Here is a 12,629-nt window from a genome sequence, read left to right on the forward strand (position 1 = left end):
AGGAGATTGAATATTCGCTGAATGACTAGTTGATCATGCTGGCAATGTTCATTTTTAGCTTTTCGAGCAAGATCAATATCTCATTTTTGCGGAAAAATTATCGGAATCGTTGAATTCCAACATCTTGATTCCAGTGTTTTTTGCTGTGAATGTCGCTATTTTTATGCGTATCTGCCTAGCTTTTACTGGTTGTTTTTTGACCTCTCATTCATTACATTCCTTCTGCATCGCATATTAGGAACAAAGAGAAACAGCTATGACATTCAGTGGCAAACTGCTTTCACCGGCTTTGAACGGACTCACTTCTTTTAAAAATTTTGCATTCGGTTCAGTGCTTGGTCTTGCTGTCTTAGGGTACGGCATTCAACCTGCACAGGCATCTGTAACCACGAAACCAACCAATCATTTGCAGTCTACGTTGAAGTACGTAGAGCTGGAAGCACAGGAAGGCGATAAGAATATGCAGCTTTTCCTGGGCCGTGCCTACCTTGAAGGGAAAAGCGGTATCAAAGCCGATCTGCTGAAAGGCCTGTACTGGCTGGAGCAGGCTTCCGTGGATATGCCGGAAGTGAAAACCATGATTGGCGATCTGTTTAAGAATGGCCAGTTAGTGCCTCAGGACAGCGAAATGGCTGTTCACTGGTACACGAAAGCGGCAAAGGAAGGCGACCTGCCTGCGATGGAAGAGCTGGGGATGTTTTATGCCTCGGGTGCTGACGGCAAGGTTGACTGTGGCAAAGCGATTCACTGGTTCACGCAAGCATCGAATGGTGGCTCACTGGACTCAAAGCGGAATCTGGTCTGGCTTTACGCAACTTGTAACGACGAAAAAGAACGTGATGGTCACCTGGCGCTGAAATTGGCCAAGCAGGTCATCAGTAAAACCAGTGCTGACGCAGGCGACTATGACAATCTTGCTGCTGCCTATGCTGCTTGTGGCCAATTCCCGCAGGCTGTCAGAGCGCAGAAAATTGCGCTGGACAAGCTGGAGCAGGACGCCGAGGCGCAGCGAATTGCGAAATTCACACAGCGTTTGAAGCTGTACCAGCAAAATCAGACGATTTACAGCGCTTCTCTGTAATTCCCTTTTCGCATAACACCAATCTTTCTTCTCCTGTTATGCAATATCAAGCCTTCACCATTTTGTGAAGGCTTTCTTTTTGTCCCATTTCAAATACAGAAATTCACGTCAGCTGGCACGATAATCAATAGATGAATGATTTTCGGAATATTCGCTGTTGTGATACCACGAGAACAAGATATTTCCGGCATTGTGAGCCTGGACAGTCAAGATTATTCCTCTGGCGAGAATCGCATGCGAGCTGTCGGTGGAGAAGTTGGGATCGGTTTACTTGCGGATGCATTTTGCAATGCATTGGATGCGTTTTCGGAAGCAAAGATTATCCGTCAGAAATACCCTGAAGATCTGTCAGAGTTTCGAAGCTCTCTTATCTCTTTCCTCACGATCTGGATGACGGGAGAAACCCCGTTGTACAGCAAATCCAATGGTAGGCGTTATTTATCTGCCAGCCCGAAGCGGCTCCGGTTAAACGGTGCTGAAAACCAAGCCTGGCTGAACTGCATGCAATATGCTCTGGATGCTCAACCTTATGATGAAGTGTTTAAGCGTTATGTCATGGTGCAGCTGACCCTGGCTGCGGAAATGATGCGTCACCCTTCAAACTAAGGTTTGATGTCAGAAATTTTTACACTTCATCTTTTCGAACTAATACTTTTGGCTGAAAAACAGTCGGTTAACTTTTGGTCTAGTTCTTGCTTTTTATCTCTTACCTGAAAGTTGTAGTCACAGAGGATAAAAAGCATGAAGTTGTTGAAAAGGTTAACACTTGTTGCAACCTGTTGTTTTGCAGTCTCGGCGAATGCCAATGAGATTAATCTGGCGACTCCAGGGATGGATTTAGCTGTGTTGAATATGGGGAATCAGGGCAACAGCTATGTCACTGTTTATCAGCAAACCGGGGCGGGTTCCGGTAATTTAGGGTCTTTCCTTCGCATTCAGGAAGGCGGCAATGGAAACGGGAACGGAAACAGCAACGGGGACGGGAATGGGGTTCAGGAAGGGTTTAATACCAGTACCACAGACCCTTATATGATGGATCAGCACCCGTCAGGAAATTTTACACGTGATGTTCTCTTTTCCGAGCTTCAGTCTTTGAATGGGTTTTTTGCCTTCATTCTGGATGTGAATGAAACCGGGAATGACAACGAAATTGTACTGACAAATTTGATGTTATTTTCGACCAGCACACCCACTCAGAATGTGGATGACATCAACAACCTGCAAAACAGTACCTTATTGTGGAGTCTGGATTGGGATGATAATGGTGCTTTTCAGGATAATTCGATCCGGCTGGATGCCAGTAAGAACAACAACGGACCCGGTAGCGGTGCAACCGATTTAGCCTTTTTCATCAATGACGATTATTTTTCATCCATCCCTGCCAGTCAGAATAACTTCGTGCTGTATGCCAGCTTTGATGAGTTTGATTCTGGCTATGAAGAATGGGCGCATGACACCATCGCGTTTACTGAACCCCCCACATGGGTGACAGAGCCTTCAGGTATGGCAATGCTGGGTTTAGGTTTACTCACTGTGGCTGCTTGCGTACGCAGGCGTCAGGTAAGTCAGGTGAAACACAGCGATAATTGCTGAAGGCATTGTAAAACACGCCAAAGGGAGCTTCGGCTCCCTTTTTTTCACCGTGTGCATTCAGAGCGTTGAGGTATCCTGAGGTGATTTAAACAGGTCTTCGATGGCCTGAATGGCAGCTTCGACCCATTCCTGCAAGGTTTCAGTTTCAGGAATCATTGAATTGCGTGATTTCGCAAACAGATAGAAATCCATAAATTTTCACCTCCATATTCAGTGTAGCCCCTTCCCAACAGAGTTTCGTTTTGCTGTGCTCACTGTCCTTACACCAATTCCATTTTGGAATGAGTTTATGGCTCAGGTTTCGCTGTTATCAGTATCAGAAGGCTGTTACTTTTCCTGCCTGACGTAAGTGCTTGGTTTCAGGGAGAAGTATGGACATATCAATTGACCTTCTAGCGTTATTGTTTTTTGTGGCCGGACTGGCCGGATTTATCGACGCGATCGCCGGAGGTGGTGGATTGCTTACGATGCCAGCGTTGCTGGCGGCAGGAATTCCGCCGACACAGGCACTGGCAACCAATAAATTGCAAAGCTCCTTTGGCAGTTTTTCAGCGACTTATTATTTCGTCCGAAACGGGATGGTGAATTTAAAGCAGATGGGACTGGCGATTGCCTGTACCTTTGTTGGCTCTGCGGTTGGCGCTGAGTGGGTCCAGCAGATCGATGCGAGTGTTCTGACCATGCTGATCCCGGTTCTGCTGATCGCCATTTCGCTCTATTTTCTGCTGGCGCCTCAGGCCAGTATTCATGGGGGCAAGGCACGGATTTCTGACAACCTGTTTGCCTTTACGGTGGGTACAGGGATTGGGTTTTATGATGGCTTTTTTGGGCCTGGTACCGGTTCACTCTTTACCATTTGCTTTGTGACGCTGGCAGGACTGGGAATCGTCGAGGCTACGGCACGGACGAAAGTCCTGAATTTCACCTCGAACATTGCCGCACTACTGTTTTTTATTCTGGCCGGATTGCCCGTCTGGAAAGTTGGTCTGGTGATGGCCGCAGGTGGCTTCATTGGTGCGCGGCTGGGTGCAAAAGTGGTGGTCAGTAAGGGACGAAAACTGATTCGCCCGCTGGTGGTTGTCATGTCAATGCTGATGGCAGTAAAGCTGCTTTGGGAACAAAATCCGCAATGGTTTCAATCAGTGTTCTGACCCGTTCAGCGTGGTAGCTGTGTTGGCGGTAGCAAAGATAAATCGGGCGGCACAGATCATCCAGAAAAGGAAAGTGATGACAATGTTCTGGTGCAATGGCCAGGGTTTGAACTACAGATAAGGGCACCAGGGCAGGAGCTGTGCCCGCCAGTGCCAGTTTGGCTGCTGCGGTGTAAGAGTCCATTTCCATTAATGGCTTGATTCCGGCCTGTTGCAGGAGGCCAGCCTGATAAGCGTTTGCTGGATTACTGAGATCATTGGTCAGCAGTCCGGTGGGCGGTTCATCAAAAGGGTGGTCGAACACAACTGTAAACGGTTCATTCATCAGGTGAATGCGCTGCAGACCATGCTGGCTTGGCATGTGACCGGCACAAAAACCAACGGTGGCATCTCCAGACCGAACCCGCTCGACGATCACAGGTGTGTGATGGGTGCTGATCACGATATAAGGGTCGGTTTTCAGGTAATTTCCCATGAGCGTCGCCAGATACCCGGAAACCAGGGTTTCAGAACAAGCCATCGTAATCGGGGTGTTATCCCGAACGGATTGCTGCTCGAAAATCCGGCCTTTCAGTTCGTTGAATCCGGGGCCAACCTGAGCCACTAATGCCTGCGCTTCAGGTGTGAGTTTGATATGGCGGCCGTCGGGGATAATCAGTTTTTTTCCCAGCCGTTGTTCCAGCCGGGCGATACGTTTGCTGACCGCACTCTGACTGATATAGAGACGACTGCCCGCACGGCTCATGGTGCCTTCTTTTGCCAGAACCAACAGCGTTTCTACACCTTCAAGCAGCACAGGCACCTCCAGAGGATTGACTCATGAAAAAACGGAATGAATTCTAGCAAAGAATAGCGGATGGGTGGAATAGGGCGGTGATGAACCGCCAGTCATCGCATACTGGCGGCACAGGAAGGGTGATTAGGGATTGTTTGAGGTATCGTCTGGATGCGTCTGTGTAATGCTGCCCACTTCAAGCATTGGGGCAACATCCAGATGTTCTGCGTTCATCATGGCAGAGATCCGTTGGACGGAGGATAACAGCAGTGACTGCTCCCACTCGTCTAATTTCTGGAAACGAGACACAAAACTTTCCTGCAGTGGCAGGGGGGCCTTGTCTAGATGCGCTCTTCCTTCATCGGTCAGATGCGCGTGGACTTTTCGCTTATCCAGGGTGCTTCTTTCCCGAACGACAAGCCCACGTTTTTCCAGACGATCAAGAATGGTTGTCGCCGTTGCCTGACTCATATTGGTATTGTTGGAAAGCTGGCGGATGGTGACTTCACCTGAATCCCGAATGGCCTTCATTAATACAAGCTGCGGTCCGGTCAGCCCGGTTGACTTATTCAGTTGCCTTGAGTGCAGATCGATAGCACGGATAATTTGTCGCAGGGCGATAAGGACTTCTTCATGTTTGTCCATGTTGCTCTCCCACCTTTCTGCCGTTCGTCCATCCTCAAAGTTCAGACAGACGATAGATCGGCAAATGCATGATTGATTCTTATATTAGGGTAAACAGCTGCGTGAGATTGGCGTATACAGGCAGGCCCCTTTCGCTGATGCGAAATTCTAGCATGCCAATTGTTTAGCCTTCTATCAAAAAACGCAGTAAAAACCATGATTTGCTCGATTTTTCATCTTTGTTTAGTGCTTCAGTATGTCGATAAGTGTTTTTGCAGCCGTTTTGTACAACGGGATGATGCTTCTTATTGAGTTTAGGTGATGGGGCAATGGCTGATAAATCGTGCTGTTGAACTCATGTGCGTGCAGGTGCGCAAAATAGGTAAAAGGTATCGCCGCAGAATTCTGTTTGTATATTTTTCATGCACAATTTTTCAAATTGTGTCTGTCTGTTACTTGTTATTGTTGCTCGTGTGAATAATAATGATTATCAATTTTAGCCTTAATTGCTTTTAAACTGATCAAGGACGACTTGTCACAATGAACACAATGAAAAAGACGTTTGCCCTTTCTTTACTCGCCGCTTCTGTGTTGGCGACAGGTCACGCTCAGGCTGCCACCAAGCAAGACGTTGTCAAACATTATGCAGATATTGCGTTTAACGTATTCAGCGATGCGCAATCCACCGCACGCAACCTGGATCAAGCAATTGATGCACTGATTGCAAATCCTTCTGAAAAGACGCTGGCCGAGGCAAAAGAAGCCTGGAAACTGGCGCGTATCCCTTATCAGCAATCTGAAGTATTCCGTTTCGGCAACGCGATTGTTGATGACTGGGAAGGTCAGTTGAATGCCTGGCCGCTTGATGAAGGTTTGATCGACTATGTCGCGCAGGGGTATCACCATGAGCTGGGTAACGAAGGCGCCATGGCCAATATCATTGCAAATCCCCAGATTCAGGTGGGTAATGTGACCATCAATGCGTCAAAAATCACGCCAGAACTCCTGGCAGACATGAATGAAATTGGTGGTTCTGAAGCGAATGTTGCGACTGGATATCACGCCATTGAATTTTTGCTGTGGGGTCAGGATTTGAATGGCACCAATGCCGGCGCGGGTGAACGGGCTTATACCGACTTTGCAAGTGGCAAAGACTGCACCAATGGCAATTGTGAGCGTCGCCGGACCTATCTGAAGGCTGCTTCTGAGCTGTTGTTGTCGGATCTGGGCTGGATGACCAAGCAATGGTCGGCGACCGAGAAAGAAAATTACCGCAGCGAGCTTCTGGCAGACAGCCCGGAGAATGGCCTGCGTAAAATGCTGTTTGGCATGGGGTCTCTGTCACTGGGTGAACTGGCCGGTGAGCGCATGAAAGTCGCACTGGAAGCCAACTCAACAGAAGACGAACATGACTGCTTCTCAGACAATACCCACAATTCTCATTTCTATGATGAGCAGGGTATCTACAACATTTACACCGGAACTTACAAGCGTGTAGATGGCAGTACGTTGTCTGGTCCAAGCATTCATGACTTGGTTGCTGAGAAAGATCCGAAAGCGGCGAAAGCGATTCACGCTGAATTTGATCAGGCTCGTGCGCAGGTTTATGCCTTGGTTGAATCTGCAGAGAAAAACAACCAGCACTTTGATCAGCTGATTGCAGCGGGTAATAAGGCTGGAAACCAGCTTGTGAATCAAGCCATTATGGCACTGGTGAAACAAACGGCTGAGATCGAACGTGCTGCGGGAATTTTAGGAGTAACGAGCCTGAACCCGGATACAGCGGATCACCAGTTTTAATCCGTGATGACGTCACAGAATCAAAAATAAAACAAGGGCTCAATTGAGCCCTTTTGTCGTCATTGTTGATCAATAAATATGAAAAAATGTGAGTATATGACAATGAAATTGAGAACTTTTGCAGCCAGGATCGCTGTATTTTCTCTGCCATTGGCAGTGATGTTCCCTGCTTTTGCCCAGCCAAGTGATAGCCCTTCGGTTGACACGGTTCTGTTGAAATCAGGTGGTGAAACCAGTGTGACGAAGACTGGCTCGAACGCATTTTCAATGCCAGCGGCCAACCTGCCTTTAGTGAACCGTCTGGATTTCAGCGTCGGCAACAGTTTCTTTCGTAACCCTTGGGTACAGGCACCGGCGACAACAGATGCCCGAGACGGTTTAGGGCCACTGTTTAACACCAATGGTTGCCAGAATTGCCATATCAAAGATGGCCGTGGTCATCCGCCTGAAGCCGGTGACACGAATAGCGTGTCCATGCTGGTGCGTCTGAGCATTCCGGCGATGACGGCAGCGCAGAAAAAATCTCTGATTGTGAATGGTGTGGTCCCTGATCCGGTTTATGGTGGTCAACTGCAAGACTTTGCACTACCAGATGCGAAACCGGAAGGGCAGGTGAAAGTCACATACACTGATGTCCCGGTTATTTTTGCTGATGGGGAAGTGGTCACCCTGCGTAAACCAAAACTGGCGATGACCGATCTGAATTACGGTGAAATGCATCCGGATATTATGATGTCTGCGCGTATTGCACCACCGATGATTGGTCTGGGTTTGCTGGAACAGATCCCAGAGCAGACCCTTGAGTCTTTGGCTGAAGCACAGTTGAAAGAAGGAAAAGGCGTTTCCGGCCGGCTGAATCGAGTGTGGGATGTTGAGAAACAGCAGACCGTCGCTGGCCGGTTTGGCTGGAAAGCAGGTCAGCCAACGCTGAAACAGCAGGATGCAGGTGCCTTTAATGGTGATATGGGGCTGACTACTCGCCTGTTCCCGGTCGAAAACTGTAGCAGCGATCAAACGGTCTGTCAGACGTTGCCAAATGGCGGTGCGCCGGAAGTCAGCGACAAAATCCTGAATTTTGTTGAGTTTTATTCTCGTCATCTGGGCGTACCGGTTCGGCGTAACCTGGCTGATCCGCAGGTGCAGCGAGGCGAACAATTGTTTGCCGAGAGTGGTTGTGGCTCTTGTCACCAAAGTCAGCTCAGAACAGCGAAAGTCGACAGCCTGCCAGCGCTTTCCGAACAAACCATTCATCCATATACCGACTTACTGCTCCATGACATGGGCGAAGGGCTGGCGGATCATCGGGGTGAGTTCCTGGCGGATGGCCGCGAATGGCGTACGGCGCCGCTGTGGGGCATTGGCTATACCCAGGAAGTGAATGGCCACACTTACTTCCTCCATGATGGTCGTGCACGAAACATGATGGAAGCCGTACTTTGGCATGGTGGCGAAGCTGAGCGAAGCCGTGCACAAGTCTTACAAATGAACAAACAAGATCGTGAAGCGCTGATGGCCTTCCTGCATTCACTGTAAGGACACACGCATGAAAAAAAGCATGATTGCCCTCAGTTTACTGCCGGCCCTGTCCGGGCTGGCGGGATGTGATGATAAACAAGCGTCCACGACAGCGGTGATTCACCAGCAGCATCAGCAAGCGGCGGCTGCAATTGATGCATCTTCCAAACAGCTTGAAAATGCTGTGACATCGCTGTGCGCTTCCCCCTCTGAACAGGCACTTGAGGCCAGCCGTTCAGCCTGGCAGACCTTGATGAAAGACTGGATGGTGTTGCAGGGCCGTGAAAAAGGCAGCGAAGCAGCGTTATCGCTTTCCTGGCAGATTCAGTTCTGGCCGGATAAAAAAGACATCACCGGCCGGAAGATGGAACAGTTGCTGGCACAAGAGAAAGCCTGGACTGCCCAGGAACTGGCAGACCAAAGTGTGGCGGTGCAGGGCGTGGGTGCGATGGAGTGGCTGCTCTATGGTCACCCTGAGCGCCTGAAACAGCCGCATGGCTGTGAGTTGGCGACTGCGATCGGACAGCGCTTGATGCAAAGCGGGGATGCATTAGAACAGGCATGGAAAGACGACCCATGGCAGGCCATGACACCACAACTGGCACTGGGGGAATATGTCGGTGCGCTGACAAACCAGCTTGATTTTGCCATGAAAAAACTGACGCTGCCGATGGGGAAACCGGGGCATCCGCGTCCATATCAGGCGGAATCCTGGCGTTCTCAGACATCACTGGCCAACTTGAAGGCCAATGTCGAAGCGATGCAGGCGCTGTACCTTGCTGAAGGTAATGGTTTGGATGCATTGCTGCGCGCAAAGGGCGAAGTTGCAATGGCCGATCGGCTCTCGGGTCAGTTTAAAAATCTGCTGGCTGACTGGCCGCAAAGTCCGGGACTGGGCGCGATGCTGAAATCGAGAGACGGGTATCGTGAACTCATTAGTCTTTACAATGATTTGGAGTCCATCCGTTTTACGCTTCATGATGAAGTTTCTCCGGTGTTGGGTATTGTCGTAGGGTTTAATGCAACCGATGGTGACTGATTTAACAAGACGTGCGCTGCTGAAGAAAGCGCTGGGCACTGCGATTTTGCTGCCGACGGCTGGTGTGTTGTCGGGCTGTGTCTTAGCAGAAGCTGAGGAAAACCAGCTTGCAGGACAAGGTGATCGCATTATTGGATGCAGCCGGACAGCCGATGGCCATTTTGCGGTGGTTGTGGCAGACACACACGGGCATCCGTTACATCAGATTGCCTTGCCAGAACGCGGACATGGTGTTGCCATTCAACCGGGCGGTGGGCTGGCCGTGGCTTTTGCAAGGCGTCCCGGCAACTATATGCAGGCATTCAATCCGAATACCGGCGTGGCATTGCCGCTGCGCCATGCCGATCGGGGCCGCCATTATTACGGCCACGGGACATTTTCTGCGGATGGCCATTATCTGTTTACGACAGAAGGGATCAGTGCAACGAGTGAAGGTGTTATCGGTGTTTACGACACAACCGCTCAATTACGCAAAGTGGCTGAATACACTGGGTTTGGAATTGGGCCGCACGAAGTCGTGCTCGCGGACGCCAATACGTTGGCTGTGGGTGTCGGTGGCGTGCATACCCACGGCCGTGAGCCTCTGAATCTTGACAGCATGCAACCGGCGCTGGTTTATCTGGATATCCGAAGCGGGGAAGTCCTCGACAAAGCAGTCCTGGCGGATAAGCGGCTCAGTATTCGTCATCTGTCGGTGACGGATACCGGTGAAATTGCCTGCGGGCAACAATACCGCGGATCGCCGGAACAGGCTGCGCCACTGGTGCATTTGCACCGTCGCGGTGGGGAACTCCAGCCCTTACTGGCCGAAGACGAGGAATGGCTTCATTTTCGCCATTACATCGCCAGTATTGCCAGTCTGGACGGTTATCTACTGGCAACTTCGCCCCGAGGTAACTGTTATGGGATCTGGCATGAAGCCAGCGGTGAACTGGTTGATTTACAGCCGCTTACAGACGCATCCGGTGTAGCCGTCAGCCAGGGACAATGGGTGGTAGGCTCCGGGGCAGGTAAGATCTTAACCCGGCAGCCTCAACAGGCCGGACAGATTGCCCAGTCTGCTGTGATGTGGGATAACCACTGGAATCTGCTGCCCAGTTGAAACTTTGAAACAGCTGCCTCTCCGTACTTCTCGCTACCTTTGTTATTAGGGTTCAAAAGTATGCACTTACCGTTTGTAACAGGCGGTAAGTGGCTCGCTTTGCCATAATCATAATATCAGAACCGGAGAGCACACATGACGAGGCTAGGTCGTATTGGGCTTCTTCTGCTCGTGGGCAGCGTTTCACTCCCTCTTCAATCCCGGGAAATCCAACAGACAGGCCGGGATGAACGCACTGTTGGCTTGGCAGTGGCGACGGTTGCCTCCGTTGCTGAGCAGGCCACGGTTGCGGATCCTGCGATGCGACCTGCAATGCCTGCTGAGGCAGCCCAGGCACTCACACCAGACCAGATTCAGGCCGAAGCACAGGCAGCGGAGCTGGCGAAAATTCGTCAAAAATCGCTCGCCTGGGTGAACGAAGTCTCCAGCAACCTCCCCGGCTTGCGGTATCGGGATCAGTTGGCTGGTATTTATCATGGTTTAGGTTATGTCCCGCTCTGGCAGGACAGCTTTACCGTCACCGAGTTTGAAAAACAGCTTTGGTTGCTGAATCTGGCACAGGTCAGCCCTGATTTCGATCGCAGATTGCGTCAGCTCAGGCACCTCAAACAGGCGAATGACTGGCGACAATACGATTTACTGGCAACAGACACCTTGCTGGCGTACCTGAGTTTTATTGAACACGTGCGCGACAGTCGGACCCACTGGCTGTTTGGTGAGGCGGTGCCCGCACAAATTCCCGCCCCTTCAGATCAAACCATGAGTACGCTGATGGGCGCACTGGAGCGTGATCAACTGAATCAGTTCGTCTCCTCACTGAAACCGGCAGGCAGACAATATCAACAGCTATTGCAGGCGATTCAACGGATGGAACGCCTTGCTGAGCAGCCTTGGCCTGTGTTCAGTCAGGGGGGAATTATTCGACTGGGGGCCTGGCTCCGAAATCCCGATTCATTGATTACAATTCTGGAACGTCTGGGAGATTTAACGCCCTATCAGGCTGAACAGCTCCGGTCATCGGGCAAGAAACACTATAACGTGGATCTGGTTCAGGCGGTGAAGCACTTTCAGCAGCGGCACGGACTGAAAGTGGATGGTGCGATTGGCCCTCAAACTCGCGCCTGGCTGTCCGTGACCCCGCAACAGCGTATCCGGCTGCTGGCGATGAACGCACAGCGCAGCAGAGTATGGGTGTCTGATTATCCATCCCGGCTGGTGGTGAATATCCCGGGATTTGCACTGAAATTATGGCTGGATAATCAACCGGTTTTTGACGCCCGGGTGATTGTTGGTCAACCGAAGCGGCCGACGCCTGTGATGAGTTCCCGAATCGCTGCCGTGGTGTTTAATCCATACTGGAATGTCCCGAACTCGATTCTGAGGAAAGATATCTTGCCGAAAGTCCGCTACGACGTGGGATATCTCTATCGTCATCATTACGATGTGCTGCGTGGCTGGAACAGTAACGAAAAGATACCAATCAGCAGTATTAACTGGCGCTATGTCTCTGCGAAAAATTTCCCCTATCGGTTGCGGCAGCAACCCGGTGCTCATAATGCGCTGGGACGCTTCAAGTTCAATATTCCCAATAACAAGTCGATTTATCTGCATGACACGCCGTCTAAAAGTCTGTTCAACAAGGATGTCCGGGCATTCAGCTCAGGGTGTATCCGTGTGCAGGGGGCCGATGAACTTGCCAAAATGCTGCTGACTTATGCGGGGGTGTCAGAGGAGCGGTTTACACAGCTTGCGGGCAGACGGTCAACCCGAACAGTGGGGGTGAAGCCACGCATTGAGGTTCATCTCATTTATCAGACGGCCTGGGTAGATGACCAAGGGCTGGTGAATTATCGAGAGGATGTTTATCGTTATGATGACCAGGGCAAAAATTCACCAGACTCAGAAAAACTTGCATTCGTTTACAAAAACTAAATTCCTTATTCGTCAAT

Annotated in this window: 12 protein-coding genes; 9 read left to right on the forward strand and 3 right to left on the reverse strand. The window is 50.4% G+C overall.

What is annotated here, in order from left to right; all coding sequences use genetic code 11:
* The first annotated feature begins 256 nt into the window (after positions 1–256).
* From EA58_RS09275 to EA58_RS09285, 3 genes are all read left to right on the forward strand, one after another.
* Positions 257–1,081 carry a tetratricopeptide repeat protein gene (locus EA58_RS09275; protein WP_081819606.1) on the forward strand — a complete coding sequence of 275 codons (825 nt, stop codon included), beginning with the start codon at positions 257–259 and terminating at the stop codon, positions 1,079–1,081.
* A 159-nt stretch (positions 1,082–1,240) separates the two neighbouring features.
* Positions 1,241–1,687, forward strand: coding sequence for a globin domain-containing protein (locus EA58_RS09280; protein ID WP_161781026.1), 447 nt, complete (start codon positions 1,241–1,243; stop codon positions 1,685–1,687).
* Positions 1,688–1,822: 135 nt separating this feature from the next.
* Positions 1,823–2,674 carry a PEP-CTERM sorting domain-containing protein gene (locus EA58_RS09285; protein ID WP_036751686.1) on the forward strand — a complete coding sequence of 284 codons (852 nt, stop codon included), beginning with the start codon at positions 1,823–1,825 and terminating at the stop codon, positions 2,672–2,674.
* Between the two features lie 57 nt (positions 2,675–2,731).
* Here the strand turns inward: EA58_RS09285 and EA58_RS22120 are convergent, their stop codons facing one another.
* Positions 2,732–2,866: a hypothetical protein gene (locus EA58_RS22120; protein WP_268748942.1), complete on the reverse strand. Its 135-nt coding sequence runs from the start codon at positions 2,864–2,866 to the stop codon at positions 2,732–2,734.
* A gap of 179 nt (positions 2,867–3,045) precedes the next feature.
* Between EA58_RS22120 and EA58_RS09290 the strand changes: the two genes are divergently transcribed.
* On the forward strand, positions 3,046–3,825 hold the full coding sequence (locus EA58_RS09290) for a TSUP family transporter (protein WP_036751688.1): 780 nt from the start codon (positions 3,046–3,048) through the stop codon (positions 3,823–3,825).
* Here the strand turns inward: EA58_RS09290 and EA58_RS09295 are convergent.
* Both EA58_RS09295 and EA58_RS09300 read right to left on the reverse strand, forming a co-directional pair.
* Positions 3,755–4,621, reverse strand: coding sequence for a LysR family transcriptional regulator (locus tag EA58_RS09295; RefSeq protein ID WP_036751690.1), 867 nt, complete (start codon positions 4,619–4,621; stop codon positions 3,755–3,757). The genes EA58_RS09290 and EA58_RS09295 overlap by 71 nt on opposite strands.
* A 123-nt stretch (positions 4,622–4,744) precedes the next feature.
* Complete coding sequence (locus EA58_RS09300) at positions 4,745–5,245, reverse strand: MarR family winged helix-turn-helix transcriptional regulator (protein ID WP_036751691.1); 501 nt, start codon at positions 5,243–5,245, stop codon at positions 4,745–4,747.
* A 519-nt stretch (positions 5,246–5,764) separates the two neighbouring features.
* On the opposite strand from EA58_RS09300, the gene EA58_RS09305 reads away from it, so the two are divergent.
* The 5 genes from EA58_RS09305 (at position 5,765) to EA58_RS09325 (ending at position 12,612) form a co-directional block, all read left to right on the forward strand.
* Positions 5,765–7,024, forward strand: a complete 1,260-nt coding sequence (locus tag EA58_RS09305; RefSeq protein ID WP_412177940.1) for an imelysin family protein — start codon at positions 5,765–5,767, stop codon at positions 7,022–7,024.
* A gap of 159 nt (positions 7,025–7,183) precedes the next feature.
* Complete coding sequence (locus EA58_RS09310) at positions 7,184–8,557, forward strand: di-heme oxidoreductase family protein (RefSeq protein ID WP_036751764.1); 1,374 nt, start codon at positions 7,184–7,186, stop codon at positions 8,555–8,557.
* A gap of 10 nt (positions 8,558–8,567) precedes the next feature.
* A complete protein-coding gene (locus EA58_RS09315) occupies positions 8,568–9,578 on the forward strand; it encodes an imelysin family protein (protein ID WP_036751694.1) in 1,011 nt (336 codons plus the stop codon).
* The gene (locus EA58_RS09320; protein WP_036751696.1) at positions 9,559–10,680 is read left to right on the forward strand and encodes a DUF1513 domain-containing protein; all 1,122 of its coding nucleotides are present in this window, start codon (positions 9,559–9,561) and stop codon (positions 10,678–10,680) included. The genes EA58_RS09315 and EA58_RS09320 overlap by 20 nt, the downstream gene beginning before the upstream one ends.
* A gap of 135 nt (positions 10,681–10,815) precedes the next feature.
* Complete coding sequence (locus EA58_RS09325; protein ID WP_081819607.1) at positions 10,816–12,612, forward strand: L,D-transpeptidase family protein; 1,797 nt, start codon at positions 10,816–10,818, stop codon at positions 12,610–12,612.
* Positions 12,613–12,629 lie beyond the last annotated feature (17 nt).

The organism is Photobacterium galatheae (assembly GCF_000695255.1).
GTDB classification, from domain to species: Bacteria; Pseudomonadota; Gammaproteobacteria; order Enterobacterales; family Vibrionaceae; genus Photobacterium; species Photobacterium galatheae.